Genomic DNA, 19,457 nt, shown 5'->3' with positions numbered 1-19,457 from the left:
GACGCTATCAGTTTCCGCCGGCGTCCTTCCCCGCCCCGTCCGACGCATCCCGCCCGGCAGCATCTTCCCGGCGTCTGCCACGGAGCCCTGTGACCCGACGGACCACCGCCGGCAGGCATGCCCCCACCACGATCATCACCACCGCCCGCAGCACCTGACCTACGGTGACCACCGGGGACGCCCCGGACTCGTGGGCGAAAGCCAGGACCGCGTAGATCCCGCCCGGCACGGTGGCCAGGTAGGCGTCAAGGGTGGTGATGTCCGAGACCCTGGCGATGACCAGTGCCGCCCCGACGGTGCCGAGAATCATCACGGTGACCGCGGCGACGATCACCGGCAATGCCCGGGACAGCTGGCGTAGCGCACTGACGGTCAGGGTGCCGCCCGCCTGCACACCGATGACAGCGTAGGCCACGGTGAGCACGATCCCGTGCGGTGAGAGCCACGCTTCCGGCATTCCCAGTGCCGAGGCGGTCCAGGTCACGGCAATCGGAACCAGGAGGAACGGGGCGGGCAGAGGCAGGCGTCCCCGGACAGCCCGTACTGTCAGCCAGGTCACCGCCCAGACAAGGGCGGCCCCTGCCACCGGCCGGAGATCGGGGTCGTACCAGCGGTCCCCCTCCCCACTGCCGGCGGTCCCTCCCCCGCCGAGAAGATGCACGAACAAGGGCAGGGTCAGGACCACCATTGTCAGGCGCAGGTACTGGGTGAACACCACGAACTGCACGTCGAGCCGAAGTTCGCGGGCCAGGAGCGTCATTGCGCTGGCGCCGCCCGCCAGTGTGGAGATCATCGCCGAGACAGGGTCGGTGTTCCCGGACCGTGAGAGCACCAGACCGGCGACGGTGCTGACGAGGAGCATGACCACCACCGAGAGCACGGTGGGCAGGAGGTAGCTGCGGACAGTGGCTCCGTCCAGTGCCGCCAGCGGGCTGGTGCAGACCATGGCGATGAGGACCTGGGCGGGCTGCATGACCGCCGTCGGCGGGGTGACGGCACGGTCACGCACCAGTGCATAGGCACCGGTGACGACGAGGAAGGCGAAGATCCAGGACGCCGGGACGCCGACCGAGGAACACCACTGCCCCAGGACGAGTGCCACAGCACAGACCCCGGCGAGTTCCGCTGTGACGCGGAACCGGCCGGGGTCTCCGTCCTTCGCCCTGGGGCGGGTACCGCCCACTACCGTGCGTTGGCGAGGAGGCGCTGGATCTCCCTGATCTGCTTCTTCTCGTTGCGCTTGCTGCGCAGCCCCACGGCGACGATGAGGACCACGCCGGCGGCGACACCTCCGAGGACGAGCTGGACCTTCGGGTCCTCGAGCACGGACCGCACCTTCCCCTTCGCCTCGTCCGCCAGGGCGGCGGGGGCGACTCTGGAGCTCAGCTGGTCAAGGGTGTGGGAGAGCTGCTCACGGGTGCGCTCAATATCACGCTGGATGGCGTCGGTGCTACGTGCCACGGAAGATCTCCTGGGGTGTGAGGCCCGCACGGCAACGGTGTGCCGGATACCACGCCGGGTACCTCGGGGCCGGATCGGATCAGGTGTCAATCAGGTTTCAGTGGGCCATTGTACGGCGTGGGTGTCACCGGTCGCAGGGGAACCCCGTCGGACGTGAGGGGACGTATGCTGGCCTGCATGACTGACAACCGTCTCGCCGTCGGCGACACCGCCCCGGACTTCACCCTCACCGACGACCGTGGTCACTCCGTGTCACTCCACGACTACCGCGGCCGGAAAGTTCTCGTGTACTTCTACCCCAGGGCCGACACCCCCGGGTGCACCACCGAGGCCTGCGATTTCCGGGATTCACTCGCCCCGTTGAACGACGCCGGGGTCGATGTGCTCGGTATCTCCCCTGACCCGGTGGAGAAGTTGGCGTCATTCCGGGACAACCACGACCTGACCTTCCCTCTGCTGTCCGACCCGGACAAGACGGTTCTCTCGGCTTACGGGGCCTTCGGGGAGAAGAAGAACTACGGGCGGGTGGTGCAGGGGGTCATCCGGTCGACCTTCCTCGTCGACGAGCAGGGGAAGCTCGCGCTGGCCAGGTACAACGTGAAAGCGACCGGACATGTGGCCAGGATTCTCAAGGACATCCTGTGAAGCACGCCTGGAGCGGGGACACCGGGGGACGCGGGGGCGCCGACTACGACACCGCGGTCATCCCCGGCTGACCGTCAGGGCCACCGCCGCCACCCCGACGACCGCGACCGCGGCGCGCAGCACCGCGGGGGACAGGAGTCTGGCGACACGGACCCCGACGACGCCTCCGCACACGGCGCCGCAGGCGACCGTTCCAGCCAGAGACCAGTCCACGAGTTCCGGTGACACGACCAGGAACACGGCGGCGGCGACCAGGTTCACTCCCGCGACGGTGAGATTCTTCACCGCGTTGAGTTCCTGCATGTCCATGCGGGAGATGACCCCCAGCACCCCGGTCAGCAGGATTCCCTGGGCGGCACTGAAGTAGCCGCCGTAGATGCCCAGGAGAATGGCAGCCACCACCGCGGTGGCGGCGGCACCCCGGGAGCTGAAGGCGGCTGGCAGCTTCCCGTCCGCGGTACCCGGTCCGTCACCCGGTCCGTCGCCCTGTCCGTCACCCGGTCCGTCGCCGGCGGTGCGGAGGCGGGAACGCCTTACGGCGACCGTCCTCTTCACCGTGGGTCCGAGCAGCACCAGTATCGTCCCGGTACAGATCAGCCACGGAACGACCCTGGTGAACACCTCCCCGGGCAGGGACAGCAGCAGCAACGATCCTGCCACTCCCCCCGCCACCGACGACGGCAGCAGGGCCCGCACCACCTTCCGCCGGGCGGACAGCTCACGCCGGTACCCGAATGCTCCCACGACGCTGCCGGGGACGATCCCCACCGTGTTCGCCACGGTCGCGGTGACCGGCGGGGACCCGCGGAGCACCAGCACGGGAAAGGACACCAGGGTCCCACCGCCGACCACCACGTTGACTGCCCCGGCGGAGAATCCTGCGGCGAAGACCGCGACAAGTTCCGGGATGAACCCGAGCTCCGTCACACCGACCACCGGACTGCTCCTGATACCTCGAAGGTGGCAGAGCCGGGGTGCCCTGTATTCCTGATTGACGAAGTCATGTACGGCATTCTTCCGCTTCAATAGCACATCGTGCTTCAGATAATCCGTGCTATCCTTCCGAATTACAGAAGCCAGAAGCCAGAAGCCAGAAGCCAGAGACCAGAGCACAGAGGCCGGGCAAGGCGACCAGGACGGGCGGCCCGACCCGGGAACGGAACCGCAGTGACGACAGACCTTCGCGACCTCGCCCTGCTCGTCGCCGTCGTCGACACCGGTTCGATCACCGCGGGCGCCGACCTCCGGGGTATGTCCCTGTCCGCGGCGAGTACACGCATCAGCCGTATGGAGCGGCAGCGGAAGCTGCGGTTGCTCGACCGGAACCGACGCGGCGTCACCGCCACCCCTGCCGGGCAGGTCATGGTGGAACAGGCCCGCAGGATCATCGCCGAGACACAGGAACTCGACCGCAGAATGACCGCATACGGCAACGGCCTGCGCCACGAGATCCGTCTGGCGACCAACAGTTCGGCCGTCGACACGCTCACCGAGTTCCTGGCGGCGACTCTGACCCGTCTCCCGGACATCTCCGTCATCATCCGGGAGACCACAAGTTCCGACGCAGTCGGACTGGTGGACGCCGGCACAGTGGATCTCGCCGTCATCTCCGACGCTGTCACCGCCGACCACCTCGACGTGGAGCCGCTGTGGGACGACACCCTCGTCGTCATCGGCGCCGGATCCCGCACCCCCGGCCCCCGGTCACCCCAGGTCGACGGGGACGCCACGTTCCGGAACCTGCTCGACCGTCCGCTGGTGGGCCTGACCTCGACCAGTCCGCTGCAGCAGCTGATCGAGGACAGAGCCACGGAGCTGGGGGTGACACCCTCCTACCGGGTGCGGTTGCCCTCCCTCGCCGCCGTGTGTGCGGTGGCCGCGACCGGGGCCGGTCCTGCTGTCGTACCCAGGGCCAGTGCCAGACGCGCCGGCCTGGGCAACGCCCGGGAGCTTCCGGACCCGTGGGCCCACCGGCGGGCGGTACTGGTCACCCGTGACCGCAGCGCACTGTCGGGTGCGGCAGCCGACTTCTGCGGGGCTCTCCTGGCGTACCGCTCTGAGGTCCTCTGAGGTCCGACGAGGTCAGACGAGGTCACTGCCGGAACTTGAGGTAACGGACGCCGAGTCCCCGACCTGCGTCGGGAGTTCGTCAAGCCAGGTGGCCCAGGAAGGGTGCCTGTCCCGAAGACAGGCTCTGACCTGCATGTGCGCCCGGGGGGACTTGAACCCCCACGTCCGAGGACACCAGGACCTAAACCTGGCGCGTCTGCCGATTCCGCCACGGGCGCGTCCACGTCCGGCGGCACGGTAACAGTGTGCGGTGACCATCCGGTCACCACCCCGGCACCGTCCGCTCTGAACGCCCCGTCATCGTAGCAGCGCCCCGGCCGCCCACCGTCGCCCCGGTACCCGGATACCGCCCCTTCGGGGTTTCGACCGCGCACCGTGGTGAGGGTACGGTGGAGGGCGTGTCCCGGGAAGCCCAGAAGAACCCCTTTCCGCTGCGTGTGCGCATCGTGCAGTGGTGTTTCCTCAGCGCCGCGGTCATCGCGACCCTGTGCCTGGCATGGTGGCAGTGGGGCCGGTGGCATGACAGCGACGGGTCGTTCCAGAACCTCGGATACGCCCTTCAGTGGCCCATCTTCGGAATCTTCTTCATCGTCGCCTACCGCAAGTACATGGAGTACGAGCGCGAACGGGCGAACGGGGAGGACGCCCCCGCCGCACCGAAGCCGGACTCCCCCGACATGATCACCGAACTGTCCGAGGAACTCCTGCCCCGACGGGATGACCCGCAGTCCGGCGGGACCCCGGACATTTTCGTGGACGACCGACGCCGTCGTGCCCGTGAGGCCCGCCGGAGCACGGACCGGAACCAGAGCCAGCACTCCGACGAGAACAGGATCCCCTGAACAGCATGACCTCTTCACCGTCTTCATCACCCACCACAGCACCGGTCGTCAGCGAGGACCGGAGGCGCCGGGTCGCCGGCGCACTGAAGCGCTACTCGGTGATGGCCTACATCACGGGCGTGTTCCTGCTCCTGCTGTGCCTCGAGATGATCCTGAAGTACCTGGTCTTTCCTCCGCTGGACGTCGAATCCCCCGGCTGGTTCTCCTTCATCGCCATCGCTCACGGATGGATCTTCCTGATCTACTGCCTGACCTGTCTCGACCTCGGTGTCAAGGCCCGTTGGGTACCCGGGAAATGGGTGACGACCATTCTCGCCGGCGTCATTCCGGTGCTCTCGTTCATCCTGGAACGGCGTCGCCGCGACGAAGTGGTCGAGGCTTTCGGCCTCTGAACCACCGCTAACGTCAGAGCCGCCGGTGCTGCTAGTGCCGCGGGTAGCGTCAGTGCCGGGGAGGCCCGGCCGGTGCCGCCACCGTCCCCGCCGGCTCCCCGGCCGCCACCGTCCCCGCCGGCTCCCCGGCCCAGTCGGCGGCAGCCCACTCGTCGTCGGAGGCGTCACCGTCACGCCACTGGTGGCCCAGGCATGCCAGAACCGCGACCGCAGCCGCCTCCGTCGTCACCGGAAGTGACCCGAGATCGGGCAGGAAACCCGGGTTGTGGTTTGAGGGGATGTCGATGTCGAGACGTCCCGCAGCTTCCGCTCTCGCCCACTGACGCCGCGGAGTGATTCCCACCGTCCAGAAAAGATAGGGGCAGCCGAATGCCGTCGGGATGACGGGAAAATCCTCCGACGCCGTCCACGGGTCCATGTCCCGGGAATCCTCCCCGAAATGGTCGTCGAAGTGCGGTCGCACCACCTCGAACACCCCTTCGTCATTGTCCGTTGCGGCGAGAAGACCGACGAAACGGAACTCCGGCTCGCGTTCGCACCCCGCCGCGGCGGCTTCGGCCCGGACAATTCTCTTGATCGCCTCCACTGCCCTGAGGCGCCACTTCTCACTGTAGAACCTGCAGCTCAAGGCAATCTTCGCCGAATCGGGGATGACATTGTTGGCCTTCCCCGCCTCTATCGAGGCGACGGTGACCACACCGAACTCCCCGGGCGGAAGTTCACGGGAGATGATCGTCTGCAGGCGCATCACCACTGCCGCGGTCAGCACCACCGGGTCCACACTGCGGTGAGGCATCGAGGCATGTGCCCCGCGCCCGAACAAGGTGATCTCGATTGTCGTGGAACTGGTGGTCATCGGACCGGGGGAACAGTACACGGTACCCGAAGGGCCGGGAAGAACATGCTGGTCAAGGCACACGTCAGGGCGGGGGACCACATCGCACAGTCCGTCGGTGACCATCCCGTGTGCTCCGATGGCCAGTTCCTCGGCCGGCTGGAACACCATGACCACCGTGCCCGACCAGGATGACCGGACGGCGTCCAGGATCGTCATCGCCCCCAGGGCCGTGGCCGTGTGGGCGTCATGCCCGCAGGCGTGCATCGTCGGGACCTGCTGTCCCTCCGCATTGAGCTGGGAGTGGGTAGACGCGTAGGGCACACCGGTGGCCTCGGCGACGGGCAGGCCGTCGAAGTCCGCCCGGTACAGCACGGTGGGGCCCTCGCCGTTACGCAGGACTGCGGTGATCCCGTACCCGCCGATCCCGGTGGTCACCTCCCAGTCCGGGTAGCGTCGCAGTTCGGCCGCGATCCTCGCCGCCGTCTCCCGTTCCGCCCCGGACAGTTCCGGGTAACGGTGCAGGTCCTTGTAGAGGTCCACCTGCCAGCTGAGGTCAGCCCCTCCCGTGACGGCCGTGCGGACGATATGGGACGGACTACCGGACACACTCACGACGCCACCGGTTCCTCTCAGCTGTCGGGGAAGGGGTTCAGTCCCCCACTGTAACCCGGGAGGCGGCAAGTTCGCGCAGCAACGGGACGAGTTGCTGCAGCGCACGACCCCGGTGGGACAGGGCGTCCTTCTCCTCCGCGGCGAGTTCGGCACTGGACCGGCCCAGGGTCTCCTCCGGCTCGAACAGCGGATCGTAGCCGAAACCGTTCTCACCACGGGGCTGGCGCAGCAGCGTCCCACGCCAGGTCCCCCGTACCGTGGTCTCGGAGTCCACCCCCAGCTTCGCCGCCGCGGACTCCGGCAGAACCAGTGCACAGGCCGAGACGAATCCGGCGCCACGACGCCCGTCTGGAACGTCGGAGGTCTGGGCGAGCAGCAGGGCGTTGTTCGCGGCGTCCACGTCGTCGTGGGCGGAGAGCACCGGTGAACTCTTTCCACCGGACCAGCGGGCGGAAAGGACACCGGGCATGCCGTTGAGGGCGTCCACGGTGATACCCGAATCATCGGCCACGGTCGGAAGACCGGTGTGCCGCACCCCGTCGCGGGCCTTGATCAGCGCATTGTCCTCGAAAGTGGCGCCGGTCTCCGGGGTCTCCGGGTAGTCGGCGACGTCGCGCAGGGTCAGCAGCCTGATTCCGTCGACCCCCGCCGCGGCGAGGACCCGCTCCAGCTCGCGGAGCTTCTTGACGTTACGGGAGGCGACGAGGACCTTCACCGGGGCGTCCACCGTCACCGCCACTCCCCCAGGGTCACAGGCTCACCGAGTTCCGCGTCCAGAGCCGCACGCTGCAGGTCGACCAGATCGTACAGGCCGCCTTCCGCCAGGTCGAGGAGCTCGTTGAGCTCCGAACGGCTGAACTCCGCATGCTCGCCGGTGCCCTGGATCTCCACGAACCTGCCCTGTGCGGTCATCACCACGTTCATGTCCACGTCCGCCCGGCTGTCCTCCTGGTAGGGAAGGTCGAGACAGGGAACACCGTCGACGATGCCGACGGACACTGCGGCGACAGGGTCGAGCAACGGCTGACCGGGCACCACTCCCCGGGACCGCAGTACGGAAAGGGCGTCCGCCAGGGCGACGTAGGCTCCGGTGACCGAGGCGGTGCGGGTACCGCCGTCGGCCTGGAGGACGTCACAGTCGATGTTCACGGTGTTCTCCCCCAGTGCCCGCAGGTCCACGGCGGCGCGCAGCGAACGGCCGATGAGCCGGGAGATCTCGTGCGTACGCCCCTTGACCTTGCCCCTGAGCGATTCACGCGGCATCCGCTCCGCGGTGGCGGAGGGAAGCATGGCGTACTCGGCGGTGAGCCAGCCCTCGCCCGAGTCACGTTTGAACCGGGGCACGCCCTCGGAGACACTGACCGTGCACATCACCCGGGTGGCGCCGAACTCGACCAGCACCGAGCCTGCCGGGTTGGTGGTGAAACCACGGGTGATGCGGACCGGCCGCAGCTCGTCGACGGCGCGTCCGTCGAATCGTCGGAAATCAGAGGAACTCATGCCGGACAGCCTACCGGCGCCACGGACGCCGGCACGCAGCGGCATGTCACCTGCACGTCACCGGCCTGCCAGAGGTTCATGCCCCAGACCAGGCACCGGATTCAGGCCGGAGCCCCCGGGACGACCACCATGTCCGGCACCGCCAGGTCCACCGGTCCGTCGAAGAAACGCCGCGCCCCCCGCAACGCCCCCTCCCGGTCCCCCCACGGGGGAATGTGTGTCAGGATCAGCCGCCCCACCCCCGCTTCCGCGGCCGCCTGTCCGGCCTCTTCTCCGGACAGGTGCATCTGCGGCGGATTGTCACCGTTGTCCCTCTCCCCCCACGTGGCCTCGCACAGGAGCACGTCAGCTCCGGAGGCCAGTGCCGCCAGATTCGGGGTGGCGGCGGTGTCACCCGAATACACCAGGGAGGAACCGTCCGCGTCCTCCACCCGTATGAGGTATGACTCCGTCGGGTGCACCGCCGTCGCCGCGTAAAGCCTCGTCGACCCGATACGGTGCTCCGGGTACGTCCCGTCGGCGAACTCGACCGGTTCCTGGCCGGGAGCCTGCCAGCCGGACATGTCGAAGATGTCGCTGAAGTCGTCAACCTCGTCGAGAGCGTCAGCCGACGCCCTGCCCAGGTGCACGGGGGCGATCGACGGTCCCAGCATGGTGTGGACCCGCCCGGAGGCGTCCGTGGGATGGTAACGCTGCCAGACCGCCAGGGACGGGAAGTCGAGGCAGTGGTCCGGGTGCATGTGGGAGAAGAGCACGTGAACATCCCCGGGGCGGTCGTGGAACTGCAGCCGGGAGAGCACACCCGGACCGATGTCCATGACGATGTGCTCTCCGTCGGACATTCGCAGCAGATAACCTGACGCGGCATTGCCGGGGCCTGCGAGGCTGCCCGAGCATCCCAGAATCGTCATTTCCATGACAGGCATTGTCCCACAGGTCGTTTCCGTGGTGGTTCTGCGACGTGCCCCGCGTCACTGCACCGCAGGTCACCGAACCGGGGCGTCCCCCCTCCGGAACCGTCGTCCACCGCACGGGACACCGTGTGTGCCGGCATCTGCACCACCGTCTCCACCACCGCCCGCACCCTCTTACCTCAGTATCTCCGGGATCTGCGACACACTGGTCACCTGCGGGCCCAGGAAGCGGCTGGCCAGCTGGGCGAACCGGCGGGGGTCACCGGTGGACTCGAAGGTGTGGACCGGGGTCCTGTTCGGATCGTCGTCAGCGAGGATCCCACCGTCGTTCAGGGTGCGGTACACCGTCTTCATCGTCTCCTCCGCAGAGCTCACGAGGGTGACCTCGTCCCCCATCACCAGCTGGAGCACCCCGGTGAGCAACGGGTAGTGGGTGCATCCCAGGACCAGGGTGTCCACCCCCTCGTCCTTGAGCGGCTCCAGGTAGGTTTCGGCGAGCCCGAGGATCTGCCGGCCGGTGGTGATACCCCTCTCCACGAAGGGCACGAACTGGGGGCAGGCCCGGGCGAAGACTTCCACGTTCGGGTTGGCCCGGAACAGGTCCTGGTACGCCCCCGAGGTGATGGTCGCCCGTGTCCCGATCACCCCGACCCGGCCGTTGCGGGTCACTGTCACGGCACGTCGCACCGCCGGCAGGATCACCTCGACGACCGGAACCGGGTAGCGTTCCCGGGCGTCCCTGAGAAAGGCCGCGGACGCCGTGTTGCAGGCCACCACGATCATCTTGCATCCCCGTTCGACCAGGTCGTCGGCGATGGCGGTCGCCAGCTCACGGACGACGGCCAGCGGCTTGTCCCCGTACGGGGAGTTGGCGGTGTCACCGATGTAGATCATCGACTCGCCCGGCAGCTGGTCCACGATCGCGCGCGCGACGGTCAACCCGCCGACACCGGAATCGAAGACGCCGATCGGTGAATTGTCGAAACTGCCTGCCGTCGCTGATGCCATGTGAACCGATCCTAGCTGCCCGCGCGCGCTCCTCTGCCCGGCACGGCCGCCGGTCCCCCGTCGCCCGGGACGGACCTGCCTCGGACCCGGCGCCCCTGCACCACGGCGGCCAGTCCACCGCCCACCGCGCCGAAGAGATGACCCTGCCAGCTCACCCCGGGGTCCCCGGGGAACAGTCCCTGGACCAGGCCCGCGTACACCACCGCGACGACCAGGCCGAGCAGGATCTGCCACAGGTTCCGGGCGAAGAACCCGCGCAGCACCAGGTACGCCGTCCACCCGTAGATGAGGACGGAGGAACCGACGNCGGCCGCCGGTCCCCCGTCGCCCGGGACGGACCTGCCTCGGACCCGGCGCCCCTGCACCACGGCGGCCAGTCCACCGCCCACCGCGCCGAAGAGATGACCCTGCCAGCTCACCCCGGGGTCCCCGGGGAACAGTCCCTGGACCAGGCCCGCGTACACCACCGCGACGACCAGGCCGAGCAGGATCTGCCACAGGTTCCGGGCGAAGAACCCGCGCAGCACCAGGTACGCCGTCCACCCGTAGATGAGGACGGAGGAACCGACGTGCACGGTGTTGTCCGCACCGGTCAGCCAGATACCCGCACCTCCGACCACGACGGTGCAGATGCTCGACCACCACACCGCCTTCTGCCCGGACAGTGCGACGAGGAAGAGGAGTACCGCGCAGGCCGGGGTGTTGGCCGTCAGGTGGTTGACGTCGACGTGGAGGAACGGGGCGAAGAGGATGCCGCGCAGTCCTCCGATCTCCCGGGGTTCGACACCGTAGCCGGTCAGCGTGTAGTTCGACAGTGCGTTGACCAGCATGAGGGCCCAGATCACCACCAGGAACACCACGGTGGTGGCCAGTGCCCGGCCTGCCCGGCTGTGCAGCAGCCGGGCCAGCGGACGGCCCGTGGTGGAGCGCACCTGCCTGCCGGCGGTCGTGGCGGGGGTCTTTCCGGTCCCGGTCATGTCATCAGCTCCTTCCATGAGGGCACACCGTAGAGGGAGGACGCCGCGAGCACCGAGTGCATGACCGCGCGTTCCGCGCAGTCGGCGGCGACAGACATCAGCACGGCAAGGTCCTCGACCGGCATCCCGGCTCCGGTGTCGCCACCTCCCCCGGTGGACAGTGCGAAGAACGTGTCCCCGTCCATCGGCAGGTGGGACGGACGGACCGCGCGGGCCAGTCCGTCATGGGCCGAGGTGGCCAGGCGCTGGGCCTGGGCCTTGGTGACCGGAGCGTCGGTCGCGACGACACCGATGACGGTGTTGAGCGGGGACATGCCGCCGTCACCGCCCGGCACGGGCAGTTTCGTCCCGCCCAGTCCGCGGGCGAGCAGGCGTTCACGTCCACCGGCACCGGGGTCCGGCAGTGTTCCGTCACCGTCACGGTATCGGTCGAATTCGCCGCAGAGTTCGGAGCCGAGACCCCAGGGCAGGCCGGTGGCCGGGTCGACGACGGAACCGACCGGATTGGTGACCAGGCCCACCGCGACAGTGACACCGGAGGGCAGCACGGCACTTGCCTGACCGAAGCCGCCCTTCACCGCCCCGGCGGTCGCCGCCCTGCCCGCACCGACACTGCCGTTGAGCGCCGGACCGGTCACCCCGGGGAGCTCGTCGAGAGCTCCGAGGGCTCGCTCCAGGGCCTCACGTCCGCAGGCTGCGTCGGGCCGTTCGGCCGGGGAACCGACCGGGAGGTCGAAGATCACCGCCGCGGGAACGATCGGCACGATCAGGTCCGGCGCGGCGTCCCCGAGGACACGCAGGCCCGCACCGTGGTTCTCCAGGCCGGCCATGACGCCGCCCGCGGCGTCCAGCCCGAAAGCGGAGCCGCCGCACAGGGCGACGGCATGGACGGCCTGGGCTGCGTTGGCAGGGGCGAGCAGGTCGGTCTCCCGGGTACCGGGGCCCCCTCCCCGGACATCCACTGCCCCGACCGCGCCGGCCGGGGTGGCGACCACGGTCACACCTGAGGACAGTTCTCCGCCGTCGGAGTCCCGGGCGGGGGCGTGTCCCACAGCGGTCCCCGGCACGTCAGCCAGTCCGTTGACCCGGCCGGGGACCGCACCGAAGAGGTCGCCGGCGTGACCTCCTGCGGGGCCGGTGCGTCCTGCTGCGGTGTCCATGTCCCTCAGTTCCCGTCGGGGTCGTCGGTGTCCTCCGGGATGTCCAGGGGTCCCGCAACAGCGGTGAGGAGGCTGTCCTGGTGGTAGCCGAGCCATTCGACGTAGTTCTGCGCGGTACGGTACTCGTCCGAGTCCTCCCCGTGCCCGGCCCGGTAGGAGTCCAGTTGGGCCGCGTGGAAGGTGCGGATGTCCGCCACCGCATTGAGCCAGGGGCCGACCTGCTCACGGGTGAGGCTGAGGTTGACGGAACCGTCGGGGCCGAGCGCATCGACGAGGATCCGGAGGTTGACCAGCTTCGCGCGGATGATGTCCGTCTCCGTGAACTGCCGCGTCACCGCAGCCTCCCCGTCCACCTCCTCCTCCCCTTCACGGAAGAAGGAGGGCAGCAGACGGGCCAGTGCCGGGTCGTCGGGGGCCGTGGTGTGGCCGGACGGCAGACCGGTCATCTCAGCGAGCTCGTCCTTCGGCGCCGACCGCGCCCTGCCCATCAGTGCCTCGGAGACGGTCACCGCGGAATTGCCGAGCATCTCACGCTCCAGAGGCTCAAGTTTCGTGACGTACCTGGTCCCTCGGACCAGGCCCTTCTTCTTCGTCCAGGGAATCACCGGATCATCCTTCGCTGCGCTGCATGGTCGCCCACAGGCCGGCGGTCTGGAGCTTCTTGACGTCCGCCTCGACTTTGTCACGGTCCCCCGAGCTCACCACGGCCCTGCCCTCGTTGTGGACCTCGAGCATCAGCTCGGTGGCGCGCTTACGCGAGTACCCCAGCACAGTCTGGAAGACGTAGGTCACGTAGCTCATGAGGTTGACCGGGTCATCCCAGCAGATGCACAGCCATGGCAGGTCGGCCTCGGTCAGAGTGTCCGGCAGCTGCTCGGCCACAGGTGCGGCCACCGGTGCGGCAGGGGAAGTCATGTGACCCAGCCTACCGGTGGCTGCTCCCACGGCAACGGCACAGCACTAGTATGTGTCGGTGTGACCGCATCCACCCCACGCTCCGACAGCAGATCCACCGCACTGCTCACCGACATGTACGAGCTGACGATGCTGAAGGCGGCCCTGGCCGACGGCACCGCCGACCGCCGGTGCGCTTTCGAGATCTTCACCCGCAGACTGCCCAACGAGCGTCGCTACGGCGTCGTCGCCGGCACCGCCAGGGTCATCGAGGCGGTGCTGAACTTCCGGTTCACCGCCGAACAGCTCGACGGCATGCCTTTCCTCGACACCCCGACCCGGACCTACCTGGAGAACTTCCGGTTCTCCGGGCATATCGACGGCTACCGCGAGGGCGAACTCTACTTCCCCCAGTCGCCGGTGCTCACGGTGCGCGGCACCTTCGGTGAATGCGTGGTCCTGGAGACCGTCCTGCTGTCCATCCTCAACTTCGATTCCGCGGTCGCCTCCGCCGCCGCCCGCATGGTCACCGCCGCGGAGGGCCGGCCGATCATCGAGATGGGTTCCCGTCGTACCCACGAGGACGCCGCGGTCTCCGCGGCCCGGGCAGCCTACCTCGCAGGGTTCGTGTCCACCTCCAACCTGGAGGCGGCCGCCCGGTACGGCATCCCCGTCGGCGGCACCAGCGCCCACGCGTGGACCCTCCTTCACACCGGGCCCGACGGTCAGCCGGACGAGAAGGCGGCGTTCCGGTCCCAGATCGAGTCCCAGGGAGTGGGCACCACCCTGCTCGTGGACACCTACGACATCACCCGGGGGGTCGCCAACGCCGTCGAGGTGGCGGGCACGGAGTTGGGCGGCGTCCGGATCGACTCGGGTGACCTCGGCGTCATGGCACGGCAGGTCCGACGTCAGCTCGACGCCCTCGGCGCCTATGACACGAAGATCTGCGTCTCCTCCGACCTCGACGAGTTCGCGATCGCCTCACTGCGCAGTGAACCGGTGGACATCTACGGTGCCGGGACTTCCGTGGTGACCGGTTCGGGCGCTCCCACCGCCGGACTGGTCTACAAACTCGTCGAGGTCGACGGCATTCCCGTGCACAAGCGCAGCCGCGGCAAGATCACCCACGGCGGTGCCAAGCAGGCCCTGCGCGCCTGCCGGTCCACCGGCACCGCCGTCGAGGAGGTCGCGTGGCCGATCGGTGAACCCGTCCCGGACCTCGGCGGTGTGCTCCACCCTGTCCAGCTCACGGTGCCGCTCATGCGCGACGGTGAGCCGGTCGACGACCTCCCCACCCTCGCCGAGTCCCGGGCGCACCTGGCCGCCCAGCTTGTCTCGCTGCCCTGGGAGGGGCTCGCACTGTCGCGTGACGAGCCTGCCCTGGCCGTCCGCTTCATCGGTCTGTGAGCGCTGCCACGGACGCCACGGCTGCCACGGACGCCACAGACGCCCCTGCCACCCCCGGCGTCCTCGACCTGCTCGACCATGTCGTCGATTCGCTCGGCGGTGCCCGTCGTGAAGGCCAGCGTGACATGGCCGCCGCCGTGGCCCGGGCCATCGACGACGAACACCACCTTGCGGTGCAGGCAGGTACGGGAACCGGAAAGTCACTGGCCTATCTCGTCCCCTCTCTGGCGCATGCGGTGGGCTCGGGTCGGCGTGTGGTCGTGTCGACGGCGACGATCGCCCTGCAGCGTCAGCTCGTCGACCGTGACCTTCCGCGGGTCGTCGACGCCCTCGCCGGGAAGCTGGGGAAGCGTCCTGCCTTCGCGATCCTCAAGGGCCGGAACAACTACCTCTGCCTGAACCGCATCGGTGGCGCGGAAGACCCTGCGGGGCAGGAGCCTGCCCCGGACGCCCTGCTCGACGAGGCGGAGGTGACGGAGACCGGGGCCCAGGTCGCACGGCTGCGGGACTGGGCGGTGGAGATCCTGGAGTCCGGGAAGGGTACGGGCGACCGTGACTCGCTCCCCCGCGGGGTACCCGACCGGGTGTGGCGTCAGGTCAGCGTCACGAGCAGGGAGTGCGTGGGGGCCACCCGCTGCCCTTTCGGTGACAGGTGTTTCGCCGAGGCCGCCCGTTCCCGCGCCGCTGAAGCCGATGTCGTGGTGACCAACCACGCCCTCCTTGCGATCGACGCGATGGCGGACCAGTCCGTACTCCCCGCCCATGATGTCGCGGTCGTCGACGAGGCCCATGAACTCGAGTCGCGGATCACCTCGGTGGCCACCGAGGAACTCACCGCGGGATCGGTCGCCGCCCTGGTCAGACGCTGCGCGAAAGCAGGACCGGACGGCTGCGCCGACTCCCTCGGAGAGGTCGGCGAGCGGTGGGCCACTGCGGTGGAGACTGCGGTGGACGCCGGTGACGCCCCGGAAGGCCGGTGGCAGCACGTCCCGGCGTCCCTCCACGAGCCGCTGATCCAGCTCCGGGACGCCCTGTGGGGCCTGAGGTTCAGGCTGCAGGGGTCACGTCCGGCTGGTCCGGGGTACGCCGGAGGGGACGGCACAGACAGCAGCTACGGCACGGGCGGAACCGACGGCACCGGGAAGGACGCCGAGAAAGCCGCTGAACTGTACCACTGCATTTCCGCGTGCGAGGAGATGCACGACACGGTGGTGCGCATCCTCGACGCGTCACCGGCCGCGCCGTCGGGCACGGAGACAGGCACGGGGACAGGCACAGAGTCAGGGACAGATTCAGGCACAGTCGGCGACGACGGGAGAAGCACCGGCTCCGCGGCGTCCCCCACCCGGTTCGGCGAAGACGTCGTCTGGCTCGGCGGCGACCCCCACCACCGCACCGTGCGGGTGGCTCCGCTGAGTGTCGCGGGCCTCCTGCGCACCCGGCTCTTCTCCGACGCCACCGTTGTCCTCACCTCGGCGACCCTCGCCCTCGGCGGACGTTTCACCGCCATGCTGGCCTCCTGGGGACTCCCGGCCTCCGGGTGCAGGACCCTTGACGTCGGCACTCCTTTCGACGCCTCCACCCACGGCATCCTCTACATGGCACAGCACCTTGACCCGCCCGGCCGGGGAGGCCCGTCACCGGGAGCGGCAGATGAACTGGCACAGCTGGTCAACGCCGCCGGCGGACGCACCCTCGGACTCTTCTCCTCACGCCGGGCGGCCGAGGCGGCGGCTGCGGAACTGCGCACGCTGGTCCCCTACGAGATCCTCCTCCAGGGCGACGACACCCTCGGCGCCCTCATCGACCGATTCCGTGCCGAACCGGAGACCTGCCTCTTCGGCACGCTGGGCCTGTGGCAGGGAGTAGACGTCCCCGGGCCGTCCCTGTCACTGGTCGTCATGGACCGTATCCCCTTCCCCCGCCCCGACGATCCCCTGATGCAGGCCCGCAAGGACGCCGCCGACGCCGCCGGACGCAACGGCTTCATGGAGGTCTCGGCCGCCCACGCCGCTCTCCTCATGGCACAGGGTGCGGGCCGTCTGCTCCGCGGAGTCGACGACCGTGGGGTCGTGGCGGTCCTCGACTCCCGGCTCGCGACAAAGCGCTACGGCCGGTTCTTCCGCTCGTCGATGCCCCCGTTCTGGACAACCACCGACGGGGGTAAGGTCCGCGCGGCCCTGCGCCGGCTGCGCGCGTAGGAACACCTCCCGCGTAGGATCAGGAATGTAGTTATTGCACCGCCGAAATGTCCGCAGGAGATGCCCATGCCCGTGTCCAGTGAACAGAGCGACTTCACCGTCCCCACCGACGACCTCTACGGGTACCTGTACGGTTCACTCGCCCCGGAGGACGAGGACCGGATCGCGGTCGTGGACCTGGCCGAGGGCACGGAATCCTCGTTCGCGACCCTGCGCAGCCATGTCGACGCCGCAGCCGGCTGGCTGGCCCGCTACGGGGTTCGCACCGGGGACGTCGTCGCCCTGCAGTGCCCCAATTCCGAGGCTTTCATCGTCGCCGCCCACGCGGTGTGGCGCCTGGGTGCGGTACTCACACCGGTGGCCCTGCTGTCCACCCCGGAGACCGTCGCACACCAACTGCAGGATTCGGGCGCGTCCCTGTTCCTCACCATCGCCGGTTTCGGTGACGGCGGGCAGGAGGCGGCCCGTCTCGCAGGGCTCGCGGACGACCGGCTGATCCAGCTGGACACCTCACAGGGGCTCAAACAGATGTACGCGGAGAGGAACACACCGCCGGCGGTGTCCTTCGATCCGTCGACCCACCTGGCCGCCTTGCCCTACTCCTCCGGGACGACCGGACTTCCCAAGGGGGTCCGGCTCACCCACGAGAACCTGGTCGCCAACATCGCCCAGATCGAGAACGTGGGCGTGGTGACCCCCGAGGACACGGTCTACGGGATTCTGCCGTTCTTCCACATCTACGGGCTCACCGTCCTAGCCAACGCCGCCGTCCGTCTCAGGGCACAGCTGGTGACCTCACCGCGGTTCCAGCTGGACACCTTCCTCACCGCCCACGAGGAGCACGGAATCACCTTCACCTTCATCGCACCCCCGGTGGCGGTCGCCCTGGCCAAGCATCCCGCCGTCGACGGGCACGACCTGTCCTCCCTGCGCGGGGTGTTCAGCGGTGCGGCTCCGCTGGACGACGAACTGGCACGGGCGGTGGAGCAGCGGCTCGGAATCCGGGTCTACCAGGGTTACGGGTTGACTGAAGCCAGCCCGGTGACCCACACCAACACCGCGGACTCACTCTCCCGGGGTTCGGTGGGCCGGCCGGTTCCCGGCACCGAACACAAGATCGTCGACCCGGAGACTCTCGCGGAAATCCCGGTGCCGGAAGATGACGCTCTCAGCGCCGCCGGCGAACTGTGGGTCCGCGGACCGCAGGTCATGGCAGGATACCTGCACAATGACGCGGCCACGGCCGACGCCCTCCCCGGTGACGGGTGGCTGCGCACCGGTGATCTCGCACAGCAGGACCGCCACGGTGACGTCTTCATCGTCGACCGTCTCAAGGAACTCATCAAGTACAAGGGCTACCAGGTACCTCCCGCTGAGCTGGAGGCCCTGCTGCTCACCCTGCCGGATGTGGCGGACGCCGCGGTCGTGGGAGCTGTGGACGCCACCAGCGGTGAAGAGATCCCGAAGGCCTTCATCGTCCGCCAGCACCCGGCAGAGGGCGACAACAGGACAGACCAGGAGATCGGCGCAGCGGTGATGGACGCCGTGGCCGGGCGGGTCGAACCCTACAAGAAGATCCGGGAGATCGCGTTCATCAGTGAGATCCCCCGCTCCGCGACCGGGAAGATCCTGCGCAGGGAACTCCGGTCCAGGTTGTGACACCGCTGGCCTGACAGCGCCAATCTGACAGCGCCAGACTGACACCGGGCTCAGTCTCGGGCCCAGTCTCGCTCCAGGGCCACAACTGTCACTGACCCGGGCGCGACCTCGGTGTATCCGGCGTCCTGTACCACGGCCGCCGCCCGCGCCGAACCGTCCGCCGCCCGCTTCTCCGCCAGCGTGCGCACCTCAGCGAAACGGGACCTGTCCACCTCACACACGTGCAGGGGGAAACCCCGGGACGCCCAGTCCACCGCCGAGTCAGTGTCCATCGCCGCAGCCAGCAGCATCGAGCCGTGTCCCACCTGGGCGGCGGCCTTCCCCACGGTCATGGCCAGTGAAGCATCCACGTAGATCACCGGGGCGGTGTCCCCGGAGAGCACCTCCTCCGGGTGTTCGGCGTAGCCGGGCCCCGGCTCGAGGTCCGCCCCCTGGATCTGCAGCTTCGCCACCGGTGCCGGTGTCTTACCCACCGGGCAGGGTACGAAGGCACGAGCACTGGCGACACCGCCCTCCGGGGACCGGACGGATGCCGTCACCCCGGGCAGTTCCTGGACGTCCAGCCATCTGCTGTTCCGCGCACGCCGCACAATCTTGCGTATCCGTGCCCCGTACCACCGGAGAAGGGCCTGCGCGAAGTCACCCTCGCCACCGGCCCTCGGGTCCAGGCACACGGCCACGCATGCGGTGGCTGCCGCTTCCAGAAGTGCCCGTCGGTCCGGCAGGGGTGACCGGGGGAACTCCATCACCACCGGCATGGCCTGTACGGTGTCCGGGTCGGTGGGATCCTCACCGTCACGGTCCTCCGCCATCATCCCGGACAGCCGGATGTGCGCCTGCCGCACCGCGGCGTCCTCACCGTCCTGCGGACCGG

20 protein-coding genes and 1 tRNA gene are annotated in these 19,457 nt (G+C 68.9%); 7 read left to right on the top strand and 14 right to left on the bottom strand.

Annotated elements, in window-relative coordinates; translation table 11 throughout:
* Nucleotides 1-7 precede the first annotated feature (7 nt).
* Together BN3906_RS10085 and BN3906_RS10080 are read right to left on the bottom strand one after the other, a co-directional pair.
* Nucleotides 8-1,183, bottom strand: a complete 1,176-nt coding sequence (locus BN3906_RS10085; RefSeq protein WP_078057352.1) for an AbrB family transcriptional regulator — start codon at nucleotides 1,181-1,183, stop codon at nucleotides 8-10.
* Nucleotides 1,183-1,461 (bottom strand): DUF3618 domain-containing protein, encoded by a 279-nt coding sequence (locus BN3906_RS10080; RefSeq protein WP_066587885.1) that lies wholly within the window; start codon nucleotides 1,459-1,461, stop codon nucleotides 1,183-1,185. The genes BN3906_RS10085 and BN3906_RS10080 overlap by 1 nt, the downstream gene beginning before the upstream one ends.
* 177 nt (nucleotides 1,462-1,638) lie before the next feature.
* Between BN3906_RS10080 and bcp the strand changes: the two genes are divergently transcribed.
* Nucleotides 1,639-2,106 carry a thioredoxin-dependent thiol peroxidase gene (gene bcp, locus BN3906_RS10075; protein ID WP_066589773.1) on the top strand — a complete coding sequence of 156 codons (468 nt, stop codon included), beginning with the start codon at nucleotides 1,639-1,641 and terminating at the stop codon, nucleotides 2,104-2,106.
* 57 nt (nucleotides 2,107-2,163) lie between these two features.
* Here the strand turns inward: bcp and BN3906_RS10070 are convergent, their stop codons facing one another.
* Nucleotides 2,164-3,042, bottom strand: coding sequence for a sulfite exporter TauE/SafE family protein (locus BN3906_RS10070; protein ID WP_261796954.1), 879 nt, complete (start codon nucleotides 3,040-3,042; stop codon nucleotides 2,164-2,166).
* A gap of 231 nt (nucleotides 3,043-3,273) precedes the next feature.
* Here BN3906_RS10070 and BN3906_RS10065 point away from each other — a divergent pair, with 231 nt between their 5' ends.
* Nucleotides 3,274-4,176, top strand: coding sequence for a LysR family transcriptional regulator (locus BN3906_RS10065; protein WP_066587881.1), 903 nt, complete (start codon nucleotides 3,274-3,276; stop codon nucleotides 4,174-4,176).
* A gap of 136 nt (nucleotides 4,177-4,312) precedes the next feature.
* On the opposite strand, the gene BN3906_RS10060 is transcribed toward BN3906_RS10065, so the two are convergent.
* A tRNA-Leu gene (locus tag BN3906_RS10060) sits at nucleotides 4,313-4,394 on the bottom strand.
* A gap of 180 nt (nucleotides 4,395-4,574) precedes the next feature.
* Here BN3906_RS10060 and BN3906_RS10055 point away from each other — a divergent pair.
* On the top strand, nucleotides 4,575-5,018 hold the full coding sequence (locus BN3906_RS10055) for a hypothetical protein (RefSeq protein WP_066587877.1): 444 nt from the start codon (nucleotides 4,575-4,577) through the stop codon (nucleotides 5,016-5,018).
* A 5-nt stretch (nucleotides 5,019-5,023) separates the two neighbouring features.
* Nucleotides 5,024-5,410, top strand: a complete 387-nt coding sequence (locus BN3906_RS10050; RefSeq protein WP_066587873.1) for a DUF3817 domain-containing protein — start codon at nucleotides 5,024-5,026, stop codon at nucleotides 5,408-5,410.
* Between the two features lie 49 nt (nucleotides 5,411-5,459).
* Here BN3906_RS10050 and BN3906_RS10045 read toward each other — a convergent pair whose 3' ends face one another.
* From BN3906_RS10045 to clpS, 9 genes are all read right to left on the bottom strand, one after another.
* Complete coding sequence (locus BN3906_RS10045) at nucleotides 5,460-6,860, bottom strand: amidohydrolase (protein ID WP_066587870.1); 1,401 nt, start codon at nucleotides 6,858-6,860, stop codon at nucleotides 5,460-5,462.
* A gap of 37 nt (nucleotides 6,861-6,897) precedes the next feature.
* Entirely contained in the window at nucleotides 6,898-7,575 is a 678-nt protein-coding gene (locus BN3906_RS10040; protein ID WP_066589767.1) for a non-canonical purine NTP pyrophosphatase, read from the bottom strand.
* A 14-nt stretch (nucleotides 7,576-7,589) separates the two neighbouring features.
* A complete protein-coding gene (rph, locus tag BN3906_RS10035) occupies nucleotides 7,590-8,360 on the bottom strand; it encodes a ribonuclease PH (protein ID WP_066589764.1) in 771 nt (256 codons plus the stop codon).
* 101 nt (nucleotides 8,361-8,461) lie between these two features.
* The gene (locus tag BN3906_RS10030; protein ID WP_066589761.1) at nucleotides 8,462-9,277 is read right to left on the bottom strand and encodes an MBL fold metallo-hydrolase; all 816 of its coding nucleotides are present in this window, start codon (nucleotides 9,275-9,277) and stop codon (nucleotides 8,462-8,464) included.
* 171 nt (nucleotides 9,278-9,448) lie between these two features.
* Entirely contained in the window at nucleotides 9,449-10,282 is an 834-nt protein-coding gene (murI, locus tag BN3906_RS10025; protein WP_066587866.1) for a glutamate racemase, read from the bottom strand.
* Nucleotides 10,283-10,293: 11 nt separating this feature from the next.
* A complete protein-coding gene (locus BN3906_RS15155) occupies nucleotides 10,294-11,112 on the bottom strand; it encodes a rhomboid family intramembrane serine protease (protein ID WP_436834822.1) in 819 nt (272 codons plus the stop codon).
* Nucleotides 11,113-11,255: 143 nt separating this feature from the next.
* Nucleotides 11,256-12,419, bottom strand: a complete 1,164-nt coding sequence (locus tag BN3906_RS10015; RefSeq protein WP_066587864.1) for a P1 family peptidase — start codon at nucleotides 12,417-12,419, stop codon at nucleotides 11,256-11,258.
* A 5-nt stretch (nucleotides 12,420-12,424) separates the two neighbouring features.
* Nucleotides 12,425-13,024 (bottom strand): DUF2017 domain-containing protein, encoded by a 600-nt coding sequence (locus BN3906_RS10010; RefSeq protein WP_066587863.1) that lies wholly within the window; start codon nucleotides 13,022-13,024, stop codon nucleotides 12,425-12,427.
* 4 nt (nucleotides 13,025-13,028) lie between these two features.
* Entirely contained in the window at nucleotides 13,029-13,334 is a 306-nt protein-coding gene (gene clpS, locus BN3906_RS10005; RefSeq protein ID WP_110481741.1) for an ATP-dependent Clp protease adapter ClpS, read from the bottom strand.
* A gap of 60 nt (nucleotides 13,335-13,394) precedes the next feature.
* Here clpS and BN3906_RS10000 point away from each other — a divergent pair, with 60 nt between their 5' ends.
* The 3 genes from BN3906_RS10000 (at nucleotide 13,395) to BN3906_RS09990 (ending at nucleotide 18,583) form a co-directional block, all read left to right on the top strand.
* Nucleotides 13,395-14,723, top strand: coding sequence for a nicotinate phosphoribosyltransferase (locus BN3906_RS10000; protein ID WP_066587859.1), 1,329 nt, complete (start codon nucleotides 13,395-13,397; stop codon nucleotides 14,721-14,723).
* A complete protein-coding gene (locus BN3906_RS09995) occupies nucleotides 14,720-16,924 on the top strand; it encodes an ATP-dependent DNA helicase (protein WP_187119929.1) in 2,205 nt (734 codons plus the stop codon). The genes BN3906_RS10000 and BN3906_RS09995 overlap by 4 nt, the downstream gene beginning before the upstream one ends.
* A gap of 66 nt (nucleotides 16,925-16,990) precedes the next feature.
* Nucleotides 16,991-18,583, top strand: coding sequence for an AMP-binding protein (locus tag BN3906_RS09990; RefSeq protein WP_066587857.1), 1,593 nt, complete (start codon nucleotides 16,991-16,993; stop codon nucleotides 18,581-18,583).
* A 50-nt stretch (nucleotides 18,584-18,633) separates the two neighbouring features.
* On the opposite strand, the gene BN3906_RS09985 is transcribed toward BN3906_RS09990, so the two are convergent.
* Nucleotides 18,634-19,395: a peptidyl-tRNA hydrolase gene (locus BN3906_RS09985; RefSeq protein WP_066589756.1), complete on the bottom strand. Its 762-nt coding sequence runs from the start codon at nucleotides 19,393-19,395 to the stop codon at nucleotides 18,634-18,636.
* Nucleotides 19,396-19,457 lie beyond the last annotated feature (62 nt).

Origin of the sequence: Corynebacterium provencense (assembly GCA_900049755.1) — a bacterium.
Lineage (GTDB): Bacteria > Actinomycetota > Actinomycetes > Mycobacteriales > Mycobacteriaceae > Corynebacterium > Corynebacterium neomassiliense.
The sequence above is the reverse complement of the archived record's forward strand: the minus strand, read 5'-3'. Positions and strand labels throughout refer to the sequence as shown.